Here is a 19437-nt window from a genome sequence, read left to right as displayed (position 1 = left end):
CCTCATCACCCGCCTCGCCATGAGCCTCCTGCAGCGCATCGACGACCCCAAAACATCCATACGAAGACGCATGAAACGTTGCGCCTGGGAAAACGACTACCTCCTCAACGCCATCGCCCATATGCGATAGCCCTGCCCATCCAGGGGGAGGATGGGGTTCGCAGACCCTAACCCGCAGCCAGCGCCGCCAGACGGGCATAGATGCCGTCATCATTGGCGGCCAGCTCGTCATGCGTGCCCTGTTCGACCACACGGCCGCGATCGAAGACCAGGATGCGGTCGGCATCGCGGATGGTCGACAGGCGGTGGGCGATGAGGATCGTCGTGCGACCGGCCATCACCGCTTCCATCGCCGCCTGCACATCGCGCTCGGTCTCGTTGTCGAGGCTGGAGGTCGCCTCGTCGAGAATGAGGATCGGGGCATCGGCCAGGATCGCCCGGGCAATTGCCACGCGCTGGCGCTCGCCGCCCGAGAGCTTCACGCCCCGCTCGCCGACCAGCGTGTCATAGCCCTGTGGCAGGCGCCGGATGAAGGCGTCGGCATGGGCGGCTTTCGCCGCCTCCACCACCTCGTCCAGCGAGCAGCCCGGCCGGCCATAGGCGATGTTCTCCGCGATCGAGCGGTGGAACAGCGCCGGGTCCTGGGGCACCAGGGCGATATGGCGGCGCAGGCTGTCCTGCCGCACATCGCGCACATCCTGACCATCGATGATCACACAGCCATCGTCGACATCGTAAAGACGCTGGACCAGCTTGACGAAGGTCGACTTGCCCGACCCGGTCGGGCCAACCAGTGCCACCTTTTCCCCGGGCCGGATGGCGATGGAAAAGTCGGTGTAGAGCGGGCGCGACTGGCCGGCATAGGTGAAGTCGACATGGTCGAAACGGATCGCGCCCTTCGAGGGCCGGAAGTCCTGCGCGTCCGGACGGTCCTCGACCTCGCTTTCCTGCAGGTCGAAAATCGCCAGGTCCTGGATCTCGTCCATGCTTTTCTGGACCTGCTGCACCTGTTCGCCGAAGCGGCGCATATAGCCGGCCACGATCATGTAGGCGGTCAGCGCTGCCGTGACATCGCCGGCCGTCGCCGCGCCGCGTGACCATTGCCAGACCAGCAGGCCCACAAGGGCGGCCTGCATCGACAGGTCGGTGACGATGTTGACCAGCCAGGAATTGACGAAACGCAGCCAGGTCTTCTTGGCCTCGGCGCGCCAGCGCCAGGCCAGAGCGTGGAAGCGCGTGTCCTCGCGCGTCTCCGCGCCGAAGGCCTTCACCGTGGCGATGCCGCCGACCGCGTCGGCCAGCGCGCCGCCGATCTGGCTGTCCAGCGCGTTCGAGCGGATGTTCTGCGGGCGGATATAGTAGCGGCTCAGCACCAGGGTGGAGGTCACAAAAGCGGCCATCACGCACAACACCACCAGGCCGACCAGCGGCCAGCGTGCGGCCATCACGGCGGCGATGCCGAGCATGACCGCCACCGACGGCGCGACGCCGAAAATGATGTTCATGGTCAGATTGTCATAGGCCCACATGCCACGCGTCACCTTGCGCACGACCGAACCGGCAAAGGTGTTGGCGTGCCAGTCCAGCGAGAAGCGCTGCACCTTGGAAAAGGCCTCCGAGGTCAGGTCCGCCATGTTCGCCGAAGAGAAGGGCACCTCGCAGCGCGAGGCCAGCTGGCGGAAGGCGTAGAACACCACAGCCACGCCCAGATAGAGCGCGAAGGCGGGCCAGGGCGTCCCGGCATCCGGCCCGGCGGCCAGCGTGTCGATCAGCCGGCCGGCGGCCAGCGGGATCATCAGCTCGGTGATGGTCGCCAGCGTCATGAAGCCGATCATCCCGGTCAGCAGCCACGGGCGCCGCGCCCACTGGCGGCCGAGATAGGCCAGAACCTGGGTGTTCTTCAGCTCGCGCGTGCGCGGCGTTTCATTTTCGTCGTCGAGAAAGTCGGACATGGCAGCGTCGGAGCCCCTTTGCGGAGGGTGGGGCGATCCGTCCTCATGAACTTGATCATCTGGGAAAAGCGAAGGTCGGGCGCAATGGATAACCCGTGGACCGTTCCCGCATCGCGCGGGTCGGGCTGTCGACGGGACCAGGCAGCGCGCCGGCTACCTGCTTTCCTAGATGGATCGTGTCATGGATCTGCTCACTTGTGCCGATTGATCCGGGTGCGCTGGGTAGCCGCTCGCGCCGGCAAGGGCAAGTTTCGCCGGCGCGCTTTTCGCGTTTGAAGGGAGAAGTGTGGCCTGCCGGGCACAGGGGGAGGGGAGCCCCGTGCCCGGTCAGGCCGCTTCCACGGCCTGGAGATAACGCTGTATCTCCGACCGGATGCTGGAGCTCTGGCGGGACAGTTCTTCTGCCGTGCCGGCCACCTGGCAGGCGGCGGCAGAGGTCGAACTGGCGGCCGTTTCGAGCATGGTCACGGAACGGTTGACCTCTTCGGTCCCGGCCGCGGCCTCGTGAACATTGCGGTTGATCTCGTCCGTCGCGGCGGTCTGCTGTTCGGCACCGACGGCGACGGCTGCGGAGATTTCGGCGACCTGGCCGACCACATCGTGGATCGACTGGATGGCGCCGACGACATCCTGCGTGCTTTGCTGGATGGTGCGGATCTGGCTGGTGACGTTCGCCGTGGCCTGTTCGGTCTGCTCGGCGAGATTCTTCACCTCGCCGGCGACGACGGCAAAGCCCTTGCCGGCTTCACCCGCCCGCGCGGCCTCGATGGTGGCGTTCAGGGCCAGGAGCTTGGTCTGTTCGGTCACGCTGGCGATCAGGACGAGCACATCCTCGATCTCGCGGGCGGCGCCGGCCAGGCCGTCGATCCGGGCGAGTGCCTGGGAGGTGCGGCTGGAAGCGGTTTCGGAAATCTCGGCACCGCGCCCGATCTGGTTCGAGACCTCGCGGATGGCAGCAGCGAGTTCCTCGGTCGCGGCCGCGACGGTCTGCACATTGGACGAGGTCTGCACCATGGTGGCCGACACGCTCTGGGTCTGGGCATTGCCCTCTTCCGCCGCGGTCGCCATCGAGCTCGCCGTGGCTTCCAGCTCCTCGGCCGCGCTGGCCAGGGTGGCCATGGAAATCTCGATCTGTGCCTCGAAGGCGTCGGTCAGTTCCTTTACCGTTGCGGCCCGTTCCAGCTCGCGGCGGGCGTTCTCCTGATCCTTGCGGATCTGTTCGACACGCTCGCGCGAGACGGTGATGAAGTGCTGCAGCGTGCGGTTCAGCGCGCCGATCTCGTCTCGCCGGTCGATCCCGTCGACGCGCACATCGAGATTGCCTTCCGCGACACGGGTCAGATTGCCGACGACACGGTCCAGCGGCTGCACGATCTGGCTGCGGCTGATGATGTGAGCCAGGGCAAAACCGCCCAGCGCCGAGATGAGGCTGACCGCGATCATCGCGATGCGGACCGACTTCATGGTCGCTTCCGCATCGGCGGCAAGCTCGACGCCGCGATGATCGGCGTGCTCGATATAGGCCTCTATGGCACTGCGCAGCTCGACGATCGTGTCGTCCGAGCCGTGCACCGCAGCAAGCAGGGTGCGGTGCTCTTCGCTCATCTCGATCTCGCCGATTTCCTCGGCCGTGCGGATCGAGTTTTCCATGTCTGCGAGATAAGCGGCGTAGGCGCGCTCGATACGGTCGAGCATGCGGGTCTGTTCGGGCGAGGCAGTCGCGCGGGCCTCGGCGAGCAGGTGCTCGAAGTCCGCTTCGCTTTCCAGAACATGGGCCCGGGCGCGCTCAAGCTGTCCCGGGTCGATCGCCGCCTGGTATTCGGTGCGGTTGAGGTCGATCGCGTCCTGTCCGAGATGGCCGCCCAGATTGATCTGGACCGCCAGTTCCTCGATCGCGAGCGCGTCGTGCTCGACATGGTTGAGGCTGACGATACCGATCGTGGCGACTGTAGCGATGGCCGCCACAAGAAGGCCGGTGATCGTGAGGATCTTGGTCGCGATGGAGACGTCCGAAAACCGTGGCATGGGCAATCCGGGCCTGGAGTGGGAGCGCACGGGGCGCTGCTGTGCAATCGTGTTCGTGTTGTGCTGCTTCCGACCCGATTTCTGCAAGCCGGGCAGCGAACGACCTAAGGTCGATAGGTCGGACGGTGCAAACTGTGAAGGTATATAGAATGAGTATCTATTAACGTTCCGGTAAATGGCTCCGGCCGTAGCAGGAGCGTCTTCCATCAAAGGGCCGAGTCGATCCCGAGCCTGAGGCCACACTCCAGGCACTTCCTGGAGACCGCCCGCGCGGTCTGATCGTTCAGGCTTCCAGACCGTCGATACAGGCGGCCTGGAGGGCTTCCTGGATTTCCGGGGAGGCGGGCAGGAGCTTGCGAGCGTCGAGGTCCATGGGGGCGGCGACGCCCTCCATCGTCCACCACGGGCGTCCGGTCTCAGCTTCCAGCACCCAGTGAACGAGATTGCGAACCTTGGGGCCGGCAGACTTCAGCCCCGAGCGCACGACGAAACCGTCCCCGGCCCGTGCCCAGCGCCAGGGCCGTATACGGCATTCCAGCAAGGCTCCGCCGACTTTGCCGCCGCCCCGGGCATGCATGGCGTATTCTTCGGGGAGGGCGTCCGCGAAATTGGTCACGCTGTCGGAAATGCTGCCGAGCAGGAATTCCAGACGCATGCGGCCAAAGGCATCCATCTCCTCCATGCCGAAGCGGCCGCGCCCGATCTGCTGCAGGCCCAGCGCGTCGGCCCTCGCCAGGCTGGCCTCGGCCCCGGGCTGCGTTTCCAGCGTGATGCCGCGCGGAGCCGCAAAGTCCGGACAATCCACGGTCAGCCGGTCGGCCCGGCTGGCGAAGCGTCGCGGCCAGCCAAAGTCATGCCCGTCCTGGGGGGCCGCATGGCTCAGCACGATCCGGAGACTGGCAGCCGGCACGCCCGATCCGGAATGGCGCATGACCAGGATCGCGGTCGCACCGGATGCGGTGTGCTCGAGAAGGCCGCCCTCGATATAGACCGGCGCGCCGGGATGGGCCTCGGCGAGGAAGCGGATGTGGATGTCGCGGGCGATCAGCGTTGCGGTCGCGTCCGCGCGATGGACGGGATTGAGCCCGGCCTCTTCGGCCAGATTGGCGACAGCCTGGGCGGCCTTGGCGAGATAGAAGCGCACATTCATGTGCCCCAGCTCGTCGCATTCCCAGGCATTCACGGTGCCGCGCCAGAGTTCGATCATCGCTGGAAACCCGTTCCGGCTGGAGGGTCAGTGCTTGCAATTTCCACAATGGCCGAAATGCTCGACCACCGAACGTTCGATCACGAAGCCTGCGGGCATGTTGATGGGGTCGGGCGCGCCGTGCCGTTCCTCCACTGATCCGCAGTCGGAACAGATGAAGAGTTCGGCGCCGCCATCATCATGGGCGTGGGAACAGCCGACGAAGGCATTGAGGGCCTCGACCTTGTGCACCAAGCCTGCCGTCATCAGGAAATCCAGGGCGCGGTAGACCGTCGGAGGCTTGGCTGCGCCCGGCCCGGGCTTGAGCGCTTCGAGCAGGTCGTAGGCCTTCACCGGCGCGTCGGCCTCCAGAACGAGTTCGAGCACGCGCCGGCGTACGGGCGTGAGCTTCTCGCCACGTTCGGCACAGTGGTTTTCGGCGGCCTCAAGGGCCCGGATCAGAGAATCGCGAGTCATCTGACAGATATTTAATCGCAGTCCGGCCATTTTCACACCCCGAGGGATTGTCGCATCGGGGATGTTATAATATCACCACTCGCAATTGTGTTGTTATTACGTTGCGGGGATGCCATGCGTAACCTTCTTGCCTCCACCAGCTCGCTGCTCGTGCTCGGTCTGCTGACTGCGGCGCCGGCAGCTGCCCAGACGCATACCGACGGCGACCAGGCGGATGCCGATGTCATCGTCGTCACCTCCCAGCCGCTCGGCGTGACAGCCGATGAGGTTGTCGGCGGTGTGGAAGTGGTCAACCGGCGCCATCTCGAGGACAATCTGTCTGGCTCGCTGGCCGACACGATCGCGCACGAACCCGGTGTCTCGACGACCTATTTCGGTCCGGCTGCCAGCCGTCCGGTGATCCGGGGGCTCGGCTCCGACCGGGTGCGCGTCCTGGTCAATGGTGTCGGCCTGATCGACGCCTCCACCAACTCGCCCGACCACGCCGTGGCATCGGAAGCCCTGGAAGCCGAAAGCGTGGAAATCCTGCGCGGCCCGGCCGCCATCGCCTATGGTGGTGGTGCGATCGGTGGCGTCGTCAACGTGATTGACGGCCGCATTCCCGAAGAGCGCGTCGAGGACGGTCTGGATGGCCGCTTCTACGCGTCGATGACATCGGTCGATGAGGGCGAGACGGCTGCGGGCCGGGTCCGCTTCAACGCTGGTGAGTTCGTGATCAATCTGGAAGCGCTCACGCGGACGGCCGACAATTACGACATCCCCGGCTATGCCGAGTCCGACCTGTTCCGCCTGTTCGAGGAAGCCGAACACGAGCACGAGGACGAGGATCACGACGATCATGACGACGAAGATCATGATCACGAGGAAGAAGAACATCCCTACGGCACGGTCGAGAACTCCCGCCTGGATTTCTCCTCGGCATCCGCGGGTATCTCCTGGGTCGGCGAAAACGGCTTCTTCGGCTTCGCCGTGAAGCAGTCCGATGCGCTCTATGGTGTGCCCGGTCATGCCCACGCCCATGGCGAGGACGATCATGAAGACGAGGGTGAAGATCATGACGAGGATCATGATCACGAGGACGAAGAACACGATCACGGCGATGTTCGCATCGACCTCGAACAGACCCGCTATGACCTGCGCGGCGAGTGGCGCGATCTGGGCGAACACATCGAACGCATCCGCTTCTCCTTCGGCGTCGGCAGCTACGAGCATGTCGAGCTGGAAGGCGATGAAGTCGGTACCCGTTTCACCAATGACGGCTGGGAAGGCCGGCTCGAGGCCCGCCATACCCCGGTCGAATTGTGGGGCGGCAGCTGGGAAGGTGCCGCCGGCCTGCAGGCCTTCAACCGCGATTTCGAGGCCGCCGGCGAGGAAGCCTATGTCCCGCCGTCGGAGACGTCCGACTGGGGCCTGTTCATTGTCGAGCGCTGGGATCGCGAGACCTGGGGCCTGGAAGGCGGGCTCCGGCTGGAGACACGCGAGCTCGACACGCCGACCGAAAGCCGCGATTTCGACACGCAATCCTTCTCGGGTTCGGTCTTCGTCCGCCCGATGCGCGACACCTTCCTGGCCCTGACCCTGTCGTCCAGCGAACGGGCGCCGACGGATGTCGAGCTTTTCGCCGACGGTCCGCACGTCGCAACGCGCTCCTACGAAACCGGCAATCCGGCTCTGGACGTCGAAAAGGCACTGTCCGCGGAAATCACCGCGCGCACCACGATCGGCGAATGGGGGCTGGAAGGCTCGATCTTCCGCGCCGACTATGACGGCTTCATCGCGTCCTTCCCGACAGGTGAGGAAGAGGATGGCTTCCCGGTCTATGAATACCGCCAGGAAGACGCCGTGCTCAGCGGTTTCGAGGGCCGTATCGAAGGCCCGCTCGGCTCGGTCGGCGTGTTCGACCTGTCCGGCGAGCTGACGGGTGAATATGTCCGCGGTGAACTCGACGACGGCGGTAACCTGCCGCGCATCCCGCCGCTCTCTTTCACGGCGGGCGTCACGGCCAGCACGGCCCGTCACGATCTGCACCTGGAGGCCGAATGGGCCGATGTGCAGGACGAGACGGCCGTCGAGGAGCTGAAGACCCAGAGCTATGTGCTGGTGAATGCGCGCTGGACGATGGAACCCTTCGACGATCGTGGCATGCGCATCGTGCTGGAAGGCCGGAATCTGACCGACCAGGAAGCGCGTGTGCACACCTCTGTCCTCAAGGACTTGGTGCCGTTGCCGGGCCGCAATTTCCGGGCCGCCCTGGTCCTCGATTTCTGATCGGCGGTCGTCCCGCCGGACGCCCTGCGTCAGCCTGCCGCGCGGCAGGCTGACGCGCGGCGAAACGCGCACTTCAGACACGCGCGAAGTGGGTCCAGAAAGTCCTCAAGTTTTCTAGGGACGAAAGGACAGACCCATGAAACGCCTCCTTCTGAGTGCCATCGCAACCAGCCTTCTTGTTGCCGCTCCCGCCGCCGCCGAACAGGGCGACTGGCTGATCCGCCTGCGCGGCCTGCACGTCATGCCGAACGAAGGCGCTACGATCGATCCGATCGGCGGCGATGTCGACATCGACACCTCGATCGTGCCGGAACTGGACATCTCCTACTTCATCCAGGACAACTGGGCCGTCGAGCTCATCCTGGGCGTCACGCCGCACGACGTCTCCGCCGTCGGCACCAGCGTGGGCAATGTCGATCTGGGCGACGTCACCCTGTTGCCGCCGACCCTGACGCTGCAATACCACTTCAATCCGGAAGGCAAGGTGCGGCCCTATCTCGGCGCCGGCGTCAACTACACCACCTTCTTCAACGAAGACCTGCCCAACGGGTCCGCGCTGTCGACCATCGATTATGACGACAGCTTCGGTCTGGCCGCCCAGGCCGGCCTCGACTACGCGCTCGAAAATGGCTGGCTGGTCAACTTCGATGTGAAGTATATCGACATCAATACCGACGTTCTCATTGACGGCGCCATTTCCGCCGACGTCGATATCGATCCGGTGATCTTCGGCATCGGCATCGGCCGCACTTTCTAAGATCGAGCGGTCCTCATTGCGAGTGCCGGGCCCGTCTCCCTCCGGGCCCGGCATTTTTCTTGCGTGCTGTTTGTCGATCTGCCTGCGCCGATGCGTTGCCGCATCTGGGCATATCCGCTATCTAGCGCCCAAAGAACTGAAGGGGTTTGTTCCATGGCCGATGCACCCGCCACCGAGCCGCGTCTCACGGGTTCCGTTCCGCTCTACAAGAATGTGGAGCCGCTGAACCGGCAGAAGCACAAGAATTACGGCGTCAAGACTGTCGCCAATCCGTTTTCCTTCCTGAAGGACTGGCATTTCGTGCCGGCCATCAGCCCGGAATTCTCGTTTGCCTGCGGCAGCTATCCGATCATCTTCCTCGGCGAGCGCAAGATGCCGGTGCTGGTGATGGGGCTGCGCCAGGGCTCGAATGTTTTCGTGACCGGCGAAGGCCAGTTCGACAACGAGCACTACATTCCGGCCTATGTGCGCCGCTATCCCTTCGTCAGCGCGACGAACCCGAACGACCAGGCCTCGACGGTCTGTGTCGACCTGGATGCCGAGTTCGTGGTGTCTGAAAACCCGGAGCGCCCCTTCTTCAACGAAGACGGCGAGCCGTCCGACTACACCAAGCAGGCCATCGACTTCGTGTCGGCGTTCGAAAACGACGCCCGCACGACTGAAGCCTTTGTTGAGCGCCTGATCGCGCTCGACCTGCTCGAGCAGAAGGACGTCAAGGTTGCCAACCCGCAGGATCCGCAAAACCCGGTCACGGTTGCGGAGTACTGGGGCGTTTCCAACGAGAAGTTCGCGGCTCTGCCGGCGGCCAAGCTCAAGGAAATGATGGACAATGGCGATCTGACTGCCGTGATGTCCCACCTGATCTCGCTGCAGCGCTGGGACCGCATCCTGCGCCGCACGTCGCAGCTCGGCCAGGCTCAGGCTCAAGCCAAGGCCTGATCGGAACCTGCGGCTCACAACAAGACGGCCGTGCCCCCGGGGTGCGGCCGTTTTGCTTTTTACATCACCATTTCGGGAGCCCGGTTCGAACTGCGTCGAATTCCGCCTATATCGGTGTTTCGATAGCGTCATCGATCATCCTGCGAGGTCTCGTACATGCGTTTCGTCCTGTTCGTCCTGATCCTGCTCGGCCTGAATGCGCCGGCCGATGCCCAGCCGGCCTGGGCGAGCGGTGAACCGATCGTCGAGGCGCGCCTCGTCTCCGAACTGTCGCAGGCCGAACCCGGACGGACGTTTCATATCGGCCTGCACCAGGTCATGCCGGAGGGCTGGCACACCTATTGGCGCAATCCCGGCGATAATGGCCTGCCCGTCGAGATCGACTGGACTGCGCCTGCAGGGGTGAGCATCGGCGAGATCGTCTGGCCGGCACCGATCGAACTGCCGCTGACCGACGAGATCATGGACTATGGCTATAAGGGCGAGGTTACCCTGCCCATGCCGGTCATGATCGATCCGGGTTTTGCCGGCGACAGCGTGACCCTGGTTGCCGATGCGACCTGGCTGGTGTGCGAGGACATCTGCATTCCCGAGGAGCGCACGCTGGAACTGACTGTGCCGGTCGGGGCCGCCTCCGAACGCGACGAAGCGGGATACTGGACGATCCGCGCCGCGCTCGATGCCGAGCCGATGCTCGCGGATGATCTCGATGCGCAAATGGGGCTGACTTCGGGCCGGGTCGTGCTGGATCTGGGCGGCGGCGATCTGGTCCGCGATGCGGTCGAGTGGCGCAATCTGCGCTTCTTCCCGTATGAAGCCGGCCTGATCCGCCATGCCGGACCGCAGGAGGTCCAGCGCGATGGCGAACGTGTGCTGCTGGTCATGGAGCCGGGCTATGCGGCCGATGACAAGCTGCAGTCGGCCCGGGGCGGGGTCTTGTCCTATGAGGTGAATGCCGGCGGACGCTGGCAGCGCCACGCCGTTGCGGTGTCTCCCGAACCGGCCAGCCGGACGCCCGCTGTCGCCGTGGCGAATACAGGTGGTGCCGGCGAAGACAGCCTGCCGCCCAACCTGCCCTGGCTTTTCGTCCTGGCGTTTGGTGGTGGCCTCATTCTCAACCTGATGCCCTGTGTCTTCCCGATCCTGTCGATCAAGGTTCTGAAATTCGTCCAGGTTGCCCATTCCGACGCCGGACAGGTGCGCCAGCAGGGGCTGTTCTTCCTGGCCGGGGTCCTGGTGAGTTTCGTCAGTCTCGCAGCACTTCTGGTCGGGCTGCGCGAATTCGGCCTGCCGGTCGGCTGGGGCTTCCAGCTGCAGGTGCCGGTCGTGGTTGCGGTGCTGGCGCTACTGCTCTTTGCCATCGGTCTCAACCTGCTCGGCGCCTTCGAATTCGGTACCCGGCTGATGGGGCTGGGCTCCGGCCTGACCGAGAAGCCGGGCTGGCGCGGCGCCTTCTTCACCGGTGTTCTGGCCGTCGTCGTGGCCGCCCCCTGTGTCGGCCCGCTCGCCGCCGGTGCGCTGGGGCTGGCCCTGACCCAGCCGACGCCGGTCGTGCTGGCCGTGGCGGCGGCGCTCGGGCTTGGCCTGGCAGCGCCCTTCGTGCTGTTCAGCTTCTTCCCGGCCATGCTGCGCATCCTGCCCCGGCCCGGCGAGTGGATGGTGGTCTTCCGCCAGGCGCTGGCCTTCCCGATGTTCGCCTCGGTGATCTGGCTGCTCTGGGTGCTGTCGATCCAGTCCGGTCCTACCGGCGTCCTGCTCGTCGGGATCGCCATGGTCGCACTGGGACTGGCCGTATGGGCCAATCGCGGCAATGGCGCCGTCTGGAAGTCGGTGGCCCTTGTGGCCCTCGCCATCAGCGTGGCGAGCACGGTCTGGGTCGCCCGCATCCCCGAGGCCGCGGCTCAACAGACCGCATCCAGCGGTGAGCGTTTCGAGCCCTGGTCACGGGCCCGGGTCGAGGAATTGCGCGCCGAGGGGCGTGCCGTCTTCGTCGATGTCACGGCCGCCTGGTGCGTGACCTGCCAGGTCAACAAGCTGCGGGTGCTACATACGGACGACATCCAGGCTGCCTTCGACCGCTTCGACGTTGCCCAGCTGCGCGCGGACTGGACCAATCGCGACGAGACGATCGCCGCGCTGATCTCCGAGCATGGCCAGGCCGGTGTGCCGCTCTACCTGCTTTATCCGGCCGGTGGCGGTCCGGCGCAGGTACTGCCGACGGTCCTCACGAAATCGGGACTGGAACAGGCGCTCGACCGGGCCTCGCGCCGCAACGGCTAACCAGCGCGGCTGGTGGCCGGACAGCTGGCGGGCAGTTCGATCCCGCTCAGATCGGCATCGCTGTCGACGGCCGGGGCAATCTCGCTGGCATCGCGCATCAGGTCGGCCAGGGCCGAATAGATGTGCGCCTGTTCGGCCGCCGTCTCCGCAGTGTTCAGCGCGCCCAGCCGGCGCTCGGCATCGGCTGACATGCCGCGGAAGATGCAGCGCAGGTCGATCGGGCCTCCAGCCGCATCGATCTGACGGCTCAGCATCAGCGCCTCGACGGAAAACTGCTCCAGCTCGAAGCCGAACGGATCCTCGATATCCAGCGGATGCGCGGGCGCGGCCGGGCGTTGTGCGGCAGCCTGTGACCGCGCCGACGCCTCGCTGCCCAGACGGGTAGCGAAATCGGCAAAGTCCTGTCCCGGTCCGGCATGGGCATGGGCGCCGAGCACGGTCGCGGCGAGGGCGGCGAGCAGGATCTGACGCATCATGGCACGGCTCCGGTTGCGATCGCTGTGATCATGGCAGTAAGGCCTTGATTTCCCGTGAACGTGTCGCAAATCCCGGACCAGTCCTGCTATCACGGGTTCACAGAGCGCCGTTTGGTATGGAAAACAGCGCTGTCAGGCGCGCAGGGCCCGGGGCGATCCCGGTCCGCCCGCATCCGGAGAGACACCATGAGCAAGCAGAAGACCTTCCGTCCGAAGGCCCGCCGCCCGCGCGGCTTCGAGGATCGCACCGGTTCGACCCTGCGGGTCGAGCGGCATCTGGTCGAGTGCGCGAGCCGGGTCTATGACGATTGGGGTTTCGAACCGCTGATGACGCCGGCTTTCGAATACGCCGACGCGCTGGGTAAGTTCCTGCCGGATGAGGAACGTCCGAATGAGGGCGTCTTCGCGATGGAGGATGATGACGGCCAGTGGATGGCGCTGCGTTATGATCACACCGCGCCGCTGGCACGCTTCGTCGCCGAGAACTTCCAGGACCTCAACAAGCCCTATCGCCGCTATCAGGCGGGCGATGTCTGGCGCAATGAAAAGCCCGGCCCGGGCCGCTTCCGCCAGTTCGTGCAGTGCGATGCCGATACGGTCGGCTCGTCCAACCCGGCCTCCGATGCCGAGATGATCGCCCTGGCGGCCGAGGTGATGCGCTCGGTCGGTCTGAAGGACGGCGACTATGTCATCCGCGTCAATGACCGGCGTGTGCTGGACGGGGTGCTGGAGAGCATCGGTGCGTCCGATCCCGACCGCCGCATGCGCGTGCTGCGCGCCGCCGACAAGCTGGACCGGCTGGGCCGCGATGGCGTCGCCGCGCTGCTGGGTGAGGGGCGCAAGGACGAGTCCGGCGACTTCACCGAAGGCGCCAGGCTGGACAAGGCCGGTATCGACACCGTGCTGAATTTCCTGGACGCGACCGGCGGCAGCCGTGAGGCCGTGATCGCGCGGCTGGAACCGCTCGTGGGCACGTCGGAAACCGGCAAGGCCGGTCTCGCTGCGCTGTCGGAAATCCATGCCGTTCTCGGTGCGATCGGTGTCGACGAGATGCGTGCGGCTTTCGACCCGTCGATCGTGCGCGGGCTGGGCTACTACACCGGTCCGGTCTTTGAGGCAGAACTGCTCGCCCAGGCCACCTATGAGGACGGCAAGCCGATCCAGTTCGGCTCGGTCGGCGGTGGCGGGCGCTATGACGACCTGGTTGCCCGCTTCACCGGTCAGGCCGTGCCGGCCACCGGCTTCTCCTTCGGTGTCAGCCGCTTTGCGGCGGCGCTCTCCGCACTGGGCCTGACGGGCGAGGCAGCGGAAAAGCCGCTGGTTATTGTCGTGGCCTCCGAAAAGGATCGCTCGGCTGACTATCTCCGGATGGCGGCCGAACTGCGCGCGGCCGGTTTCCGGGCCGAGGCCTTCGTTGGCGGCGGCAATATGGGCAAGCAGATGAAATATGCCGACCGCCGCGGCGCGGTGGCCGCCGTGATTGTCGGGTCCGAAGAACGCGAACAGGGCCTGGTCACGATCAAGGATCTCAAGCTGGGCGCACGCCTGGCAGCGGATATCAGCGACAATCGTCAGTGGAGGGAGGAACAACCTGCCCAGCAGACGGTCGCCCGTGACGCCTGGATCGCTGCAGTCAAAGAGGTTTCCAGCCGCTAGCGCTGACAGGGCTGTTTGCGGCGAACCGCGGATGGTTGCGACAAAACGTTAAAGATTGGGGTTGACGTAACTCGGTGGCCACGTAAACGTAGGCACAGGACACGGACCTGACCGTCCTGTCCCTTTGGCGTTTCGGGGAGGAGACGCCCTTTATCGACCAACCGTTATCTTGAGGCTGGCCCTGCGCCAGCCTCTTTTTTTGCCTGCAAAATGAAAAACGGGCCGGGAGGGACCGGCCCGTTTGACCAAACCTGTCGTGACCAGGTTTGCGTTTAGTAAGAGCCGCTGCGTACTTCGCCCTGACTGCGGCTGGGCCGCTCGCTCGCCGAGTTATTATCGGAATCAGACGCTGGCATAGAGGCACAGGCCGCGACCGCCAGAGCGGCGACCAGAGTCAGAGTTTTCAAGATTGGTTTGTTCTGCATGGTTTTCCTCGCATGGTTGTGCCCCCCGGCTTTCTGTTGTCCACCGATCAACACGATCTGTCGGCGCTGTTAGGACCGCGATCAGTTTTCATCATCGCTGCGGAACTCGAGAATCACGACGCGTTCGCCGTCATCGCTCTCGATCACGCGGTGTTCCCGGTCACCTTCCAGATGCAGGCGCTCGACGTGACGGCGCACGCGGTCGCGCTCGGTGTCGCCGGCGAGCCGGTCGGCTTCCAGACGATTGAGCCAGTCGATCAGGGCGTCGCCGGTCTGTTCCTCGCCATCGACCCAGACGCGGCGGCGGCCGTCATCGTCCTGTTCGATCCGGACACTGCTGTTCTCGTGCAGGTCGAGACGCTCGGTCCGCTCGCGCCACGCCAAGGCCCGGTGGCGGCTTTCATCGGCGCGCGCGGCCTCTTCGTCGCGGCGGCGGATGATCTCCATCCTGCGGCGTTCGCGGTCGGCATCCCGGGCGGCGCGGGCGATATCGCGCTCGGCACGGGCCATATCGCGCTCGGCTTCGCGCAGCTCGATCCGGACACGGCGCCGCTCGCCTTCCATCTCGCGCTCGACCTCGGCCAGCTCGATGCGGACATCAGCCATGGCCTCGCGGATTTCCTCGCGCGCTTCGCGCAGGCCTTCACGGACCTCGGCCTGTTCCTCGGGCGTCAGGTCGTTCCAGTCGCTGTCATGGTGGAAGTCCCCGCGCTCCAGATTGGCCAGGGCCTGTTCAAGCGAGCGCATGACTTCGGCTTGCACCTCTTCACCATCGAATTCGATCTCGACGTCGAAATTGCGGGCAAGCTCGGTCTGCATGCGGGCCAGGTGTTCGGCGCGCTCGGCCATATGGGCGGCGAATTCGGTGTCGAAGGCCATCTCGAAATTGCGCTCCACGACGCGGATATCGCCTTCACCGACGATGATCACGCTGTCGGCGCCGGCCTCGACCCGCTCGCCGTCGACGGTGACAACGCCATCGGCAATCTCGACCGTCTGGCCGTCAATACGCAGCGTGGTGTCGCGGCCGTCGCGCTCCATGTGGATGGTGCGTTCGCCGTTTTCGCCGCGGATCTCCACCACCGGCCCTCGGCCTTCGGCATTCATGATGACCTGGTGGCCGTCGCTGACCAGGATACGCGTATGCTGCTTGTCGTCGTCGATGGCCCAGGCGGCTGCGCCCAGAGTGGCGATCGCGCCGCCGGCCAGAAGAATGCGTTTCATGTTAATCCCTCGCTGAAGGCCCCTTGTGAGCGCTCAATCTGGCAGGCCGCGCCTTACGGTGCCTGTGCGGGCGCCTGAATATTTCGTCACACTCTTGCCGCAATCCGGACCGGTGAAAAGCACCGGAAAGAAAAAGGCGCGGCAGCCGAAATCGGCTCGCCGCGCCAGTCATGGTTAGGGGCCGCAATCGTGAGCGAAAACGGCCAAGACATACTATGGCGTCAAAGAATGCCGGAATTATGCCGGGGCATGACGAATTCGACACCTCGCAGCCATACAGGCTTGCCTGCGTGGAGCGGGGTTTGCATGGTCAGTCGCAACGGGCGTAGCGGGAGTGCGAAGTGGTGAGACCGGACCGGCGTGAGATTCTCAAATGGGGGGCGGCAGGTGCCATGGCTGCAGCCTGCCCGGCGGCGCTGGCCGATATTGCGGCGATGCCGCTGGCTGAACGCGTCGGCCGGATGCTGCTGCTGGGCTTTATCGGTTCAAGTGCCGAGACGGAAGGCGCCGACGTCATCGCCGATCACCTCGCTCACCGGCGGATCGGCGGCGTCCTCTTCCTGCGCCACAATGTCCGCACGCGCGAGGGTGCGGAGAGCTCGGCCCGGCGGTTCGGCGAGATCGATCCGGCCGCCTGGATGGCGATCGACCAGGAGGGCGGGCTGGTGCAGCGCCTGTCCCGCGATCTGGGCTATACCCATATCCCGCGCGCCATGCAGGTCGCCGAGGCCCGCACGCCCGAAGCCGCAGGCGAGCTCTACCGGCTTGGCGCGGCTGAATTCCGCGCCGCCGGCTTCAACATGAACCTCGCCCCCGTCGTCGACGTCCATGATCCGGACAATGCCGTGATCGGCCGCCACGGTCGCGCCTACGGCACGGACGGTGACACGATTGCCGCCTATGCCGGCGCTTTCATCGAGGCCTATGAGGCCGCCGGTGCCGTCTGCGCCATCAAGCATTTCCCCGGTCATGGCCGGTCGCGCGGCGACAGCCATGACGGGTTCGTCGATATTTCGCAGACCTGGAGCGAAGCCGAACTGGCCCCGTTCGAACAGCTCATCGCCATGGACCGGGCACACATCATCATGGGCGGGCATCTCACCCTGCGCGCTCTCGATCCCAGCGGCGCACCGGTCACGGTATCGCGGCCGATTCTGGAAGGCGTTCTGCGCGAGCGCATGGGCTATCGCGGCGTCATCATGACGGACGATCTGGATATGGGCGCCATCCGCCAGAACTATGATCAGCGCGAGGCCGTGATCCGCTCGATCGAGGCCGGCAATGACATCATCATGCTGTCCAACTCCGCCGCACCCGATCCGGAACTGCCCCAGCGCATCGTCGATTGGGTGGTCGCCGCGATTTCCGAAGGCCGGCTGACGGAGGCACGGATCGACGCGTCTGTCGCGCGGCTGGATGTGCTGCGGGCGCGGGTGGTTTAGCACTGCGGTCGGTATTCGAGCTGCTTTCCCCGGACTCGTTCCGGGGCCTAGCGAACGGCGATTGAATTTCGTCGAGAGCGGAGCTCGTGCAGCCGGCCAGCTAGGCCCCGGAACAAATCCGGGGAAAAAGGGGTGGTGGAAAACCTATTCCTCCTCCGCCGTCTCCTCACCCGTGAGATAAGTATCCAGAAAGCTCACATAAGCCTCGGAGGCCGCGATGCGGTTCTCGCGGCGGCGGAAGCCGTGGCCTTCGTCGGGGAAGAGCACGTATTCCACCGGCACGCCATTGGCGCGGACGGCTTCGACCAGCTCGTCGCTTTCCACCTGCAGCACGCGCGGATCATTGGCGCCCTGGACCACCAGCAGCGGCTTGGTGACATTCTCGGCATGGAAGAGCGGCGAGATGGCACGGTGACGTTCGGCATCGGTCGCCGGATCGCCCATTTCGTCGTACAGCGCCTCGCGGAAGCTTTCCCACCAGGGCGGGATGGAGGCGAGGGTGCGCTCCCAGTTGGTGACGCCGAAGATGTTGATACCCACCTCGAAGGCGTCGGGATGGAAGGTGAGGGCGGCGGCGGTCATGAAGCCGCCATAGGAGCCGCCGATCACGCCGACCTGATCGGCATCGACCCAGTCCTGCTGGCGCAGCCAGTCGCCGGCGGCAACGATGTCGCGCAGATCTTCCTCGCCATGGCGGCGGTCGTCCATATGGTAGAAGGTCTTGCCGTAGCCGGATGAGCCGCGATTGTTGGCGGCGTAGACGGCATAGCCGTGATTGACCAGGTGCTGGATGGTGGCGGAATAACCGATCCGGCTCTGCCCGCCCGGACCGCCATGCACCCACACGAGGGCCGGCACCGGATTGTCGGCACTGGCGCCATGCGGCCGATAGAGGATGCCGGGGATTTCCAGCCCGTCGAAGCTCTCAAAGCGAACGACTTCGGCCTCCACCATTTCGGCCTCGGAAATCGCCGGGTTGAGGGCATTGGTCAGCTGGGCGTGATCCTGGCTGGCCAAGTCGACGACATGCAGGTTCGCCGGAGACGTCGCGCTGTCGATCAGGAAAGCGATCCGACCCTCGTCGCGCGAGAAACGCACCGAGCCGAGATCGCCGGCCGGCAGTTCGGGCAGGTCCAGCGCCGCACCGCTCTGCGTGTCGATGATCGAGACTTCCGTGCGCGCATCGGCATTGATGCCGGAGACGCGATAGCGGCCCGAGGGCGAATAGGTGACGAAGGAGACGTCCCAGTCGGCCTCGATCAACGGCGCGGTGTCGCCGCTCGCCAGATCATAGGTCCAGGCCTGGTTGAATTCGCCATGCTCATCGGTGGCATAGACGAGGGCTGTGCTGTCCGGCGTGAAGGTGTAGACGCCGTGGGCGATATTGCCCTCATGCTCGGTGATCAGCTGCGGCGTGGCATCGCCGGAGGCCAGGTCGACCAGCAGGATATCGCTGTCGGCGGAGGTGCGGTTGCGCACCAGGGCGAGCCAGCGGCCGTCCGGGCTGACATCGCCGATCTCCAGCGCGTCATCATTCTGGAACACCACGCCGCTCTCATAGCTCAGCGTGTCGTAGGCGTAGATGTCCATGGCGCTCTGGTCGCGCTCATTGGTCAGCACCCACATGTCATTGCCGTCCGGCGACCAGCCGAGGAATTGCGCGCGCACCTCCTCGCCCGGCGTGATGTCGTTAAGGCGTCCGTCGAGCTCGCGCACATAGATGTGGCTGATCTCGTTGCCGCCGCTGTCGGCAGTGACCACGGCGCGGTCGTCATTCGGGAACCAGCTCAGGGCGTAGGTCGCGTTCGTCTCCGACGCGGTCAGCGCCTCGCGCGCGCCGCTGGCCGGGTCGACGGCATAGGCGTTGAACACGCCGGTCTCGTCGGAGGAGATCAGGATCCTGCTGTCATCCGCCGACCAGGCAAAACCGGCCGAGGAGGCGAGGCCGAAACTCGTGGTCTGGTGGAAAGTGGCGGCGTCATACTGCGTGACGGCCGGCGCCGTCTGTCCGGCAGCGGCCGTTTCGTCCGGCGCGGCCTGCGTGCCGGTGTCTGCCGGCTGGCAGGCGGCCAGAAGGCCGGCCAGCACCAGGCTGGAACCCGTGATCCGGTATGTCATGTCTGTCCCCTCGATAAGCTGCGCGGAGTTTAGCGCGACTTTACTCCCAATCCCATGGGGAAGTGGGCCGATGGGGCGGCTCTGCCGGTCCCTTCCTCTTTGAGGGACATGTACCTGCGGTACGTGTCCCGGGAAAATCCAGGTTTGTCGCCGGGACACGTACCCAAGGTACATGTCCCTCGATTCAGCAAAAAGAAAAGGCCCGCTCCATC

The 19437-nt window shown here is 65.2% G+C and carries 13 protein-coding genes; 6 read left to right on the top strand and 7 right to left on the bottom strand.

The window, feature by feature from the left end; translation table 11 throughout:
* Window positions 1-167: 167 nt before the first annotated feature.
* The 4 genes from ABJO18_RS07970 to ABJO18_RS07955 form a co-directional block, all read right to left on the bottom strand.
* A complete protein-coding gene (locus ABJO18_RS07970; protein ID WP_348506438.1) occupies window positions 168-1952 on the bottom strand; it encodes an ABC transporter ATP-binding protein in 1785 nt (594 codons plus the stop codon).
* Between the two features lie 327 nt (window positions 1953-2279).
* A complete protein-coding gene (locus ABJO18_RS07965) occupies window positions 2280-3977 on the bottom strand; it encodes a methyl-accepting chemotaxis protein (RefSeq protein WP_348506436.1) in 1698 nt (565 codons plus the stop codon).
* 283 nt (window positions 3978-4260) lie between these two features.
* Entirely contained in the window at window positions 4261-5184 is a 924-nt protein-coding gene (locus tag ABJO18_RS07960; RefSeq protein WP_348506435.1) for a thioesterase family protein, read from the bottom strand.
* A 27-nt stretch (window positions 5185-5211) separates the two neighbouring features.
* Window positions 5212-5640, bottom strand: coding sequence for a transcriptional repressor (locus tag ABJO18_RS07955; RefSeq protein ID WP_348506433.1), 429 nt, complete (start codon window positions 5638-5640; stop codon window positions 5212-5214).
* A gap of 114 nt (window positions 5641-5754) precedes the next feature.
* Between ABJO18_RS07955 and ABJO18_RS07950 the strand changes: the two genes are divergently transcribed.
* The 4 genes from ABJO18_RS07950 (at window position 5755) to ABJO18_RS07935 (ending at window position 11884) form a co-directional block, all read left to right on the top strand.
* Window positions 5755-7908: a TonB-dependent receptor gene (locus tag ABJO18_RS07950; protein ID WP_348506431.1), complete on the top strand. Its 2154-nt coding sequence runs from the start codon at window positions 5755-5757 to the stop codon at window positions 7906-7908.
* 136 nt (window positions 7909-8044) lie between these two features.
* Window positions 8045-8665, top strand: a complete 621-nt coding sequence (locus ABJO18_RS07945) for an OmpW family protein (RefSeq protein ID WP_348506429.1) — start codon at window positions 8045-8047, stop codon at window positions 8663-8665.
* A 153-nt stretch (window positions 8666-8818) separates the two neighbouring features.
* Window positions 8819-9604 (top strand): SapC family protein, encoded by a 786-nt coding sequence (locus ABJO18_RS07940; RefSeq protein ID WP_348506427.1) that lies wholly within the window; start codon window positions 8819-8821, stop codon window positions 9602-9604.
* A 156-nt stretch (window positions 9605-9760) separates the two neighbouring features.
* Window positions 9761-11884 (top strand): protein-disulfide reductase DsbD domain-containing protein, encoded by a 2124-nt coding sequence (locus tag ABJO18_RS07935; protein ID WP_348506425.1) that lies wholly within the window; start codon window positions 9761-9763, stop codon window positions 11882-11884.
* Here the strand turns inward: ABJO18_RS07935 and ABJO18_RS07930 are convergent.
* Window positions 11881-12360, bottom strand: coding sequence for a hypothetical protein (locus ABJO18_RS07930; protein WP_348506423.1), 480 nt, complete (start codon window positions 12358-12360; stop codon window positions 11881-11883). The genes ABJO18_RS07935 and ABJO18_RS07930 overlap by 4 nt on opposite strands.
* A gap of 186 nt (window positions 12361-12546) precedes the next feature.
* On the opposite strand from ABJO18_RS07930, the gene hisS reads away from it, so the two are divergent.
* Window positions 12547-14016, top strand: coding sequence for a histidine--tRNA ligase (hisS, locus tag ABJO18_RS07925; protein WP_348506421.1), 1470 nt, complete (start codon window positions 12547-12549; stop codon window positions 14014-14016).
* Window positions 14017-14522: 506 nt separating this feature from the next.
* Here hisS and ABJO18_RS07920 read toward each other — a convergent pair.
* Window positions 14523-15665, bottom strand: coding sequence for a hypothetical protein (locus tag ABJO18_RS07920; RefSeq protein WP_348506419.1), 1143 nt, complete (start codon window positions 15663-15665; stop codon window positions 14523-14525).
* A 392-nt stretch (window positions 15666-16057) separates the two neighbouring features.
* Between ABJO18_RS07920 and ABJO18_RS07915 the strand changes: the two genes are divergently transcribed.
* Window positions 16058-17107, top strand: a complete 1050-nt coding sequence (locus tag ABJO18_RS07915) for a glycoside hydrolase family 3 N-terminal domain-containing protein (protein ID WP_348515828.1) — start codon at window positions 16058-16060, stop codon at window positions 17105-17107.
* A gap of 144 nt (window positions 17108-17251) precedes the next feature.
* On the opposite strand, the gene ABJO18_RS07910 is transcribed toward ABJO18_RS07915, so the two are convergent.
* The gene (locus tag ABJO18_RS07910; RefSeq protein WP_348506608.1) at window positions 17252-19225 is read right to left on the bottom strand and encodes a S9 family peptidase; all 1974 of its coding nucleotides are present in this window, start codon (window positions 19223-19225) and stop codon (window positions 17252-17254) included.
* Window positions 19226-19437 lie beyond the last annotated feature (212 nt).

The organism is Maricaulis sp. (assembly GCF_039978735.1).
Lineage (GTDB): Bacteria > Pseudomonadota > Alphaproteobacteria > Caulobacterales > Maricaulaceae > Maricaulis.
This window is presented reverse-complemented; position numbering and strand designations above follow the sequence as displayed.

Excerpts from the sequence above, each read along its gene's own strand:
- ABJO18_RS07940 (WP_348506427.1), top strand. The coding sequence starts at position 8,819 with ATGGCCGATGCACCCGCCACCGAGCCGCGTCTCACGGGTTCCGTTCCG.
- ABJO18_RS07930 (WP_348506423.1), bottom strand. The coding sequence starts at position 12,360 with ATGATGCGTCAGATCCTGCTCGCCGCCCTCGCCGCGACCGTGCTCGGC.
- ABJO18_RS07965 (WP_348506436.1), bottom strand. The coding sequence starts at position 3,977 with ATGCCACGGTTTTCGGACGTCTCCATCGCGACCAAGATCCTCACGATC.
- ABJO18_RS07945 (WP_348506429.1), top strand. The coding sequence starts at position 8,045 with ATGAAACGCCTCCTTCTGAGTGCCATCGCAACCAGCCTTCTTGTTGCC.
- ABJO18_RS07960 (WP_348506435.1), bottom strand. The coding sequence starts at position 5,184 with ATGATCGAACTCTGGCGCGGCACCGTGAATGCCTGGGAATGCGACGAG.
- ABJO18_RS07935 (WP_348506425.1), top strand. The coding sequence starts at position 9,761 with ATGCGTTTCGTCCTGTTCGTCCTGATCCTGCTCGGCCTGAATGCGCCG.
- ABJO18_RS07950 (WP_348506431.1), top strand. The coding sequence starts at position 5,755 with ATGCGTAACCTTCTTGCCTCCACCAGCTCGCTGCTCGTGCTCGGTCTG.
- ABJO18_RS07970 (WP_348506438.1), bottom strand. The coding sequence starts at position 1,952 with ATGTCCGACTTTCTCGACGACGAAAATGAAACGCCGCGCACGCGCGAG.
- ABJO18_RS07910 (WP_348506608.1), bottom strand. The coding sequence starts at position 19,225 with ATGACATACCGGATCACGGGTTCCAGCCTGGTGCTGGCCGGCCTTCTG.
- ABJO18_RS07915 (WP_348515828.1), top strand. The coding sequence starts at position 16,058 with ATGGCTGCAGCCTGCCCGGCGGCGCTGGCCGATATTGCGGCGATGCCG.
- ABJO18_RS07920 (WP_348506419.1), bottom strand. The coding sequence starts at position 15,665 with ATGAAACGCATTCTTCTGGCCGGCGGCGCGATCGCCACTCTGGGCGCA.
- ABJO18_RS07955 (WP_348506433.1), bottom strand. The coding sequence starts at position 5,640 with ATGACTCGCGATTCTCTGATCCGGGCCCTTGAGGCCGCCGAAAACCAC.
- hisS (WP_348506421.1), top strand. The coding sequence starts at position 12,547 with ATGAGCAAGCAGAAGACCTTCCGTCCGAAGGCCCGCCGCCCGCGCGGC.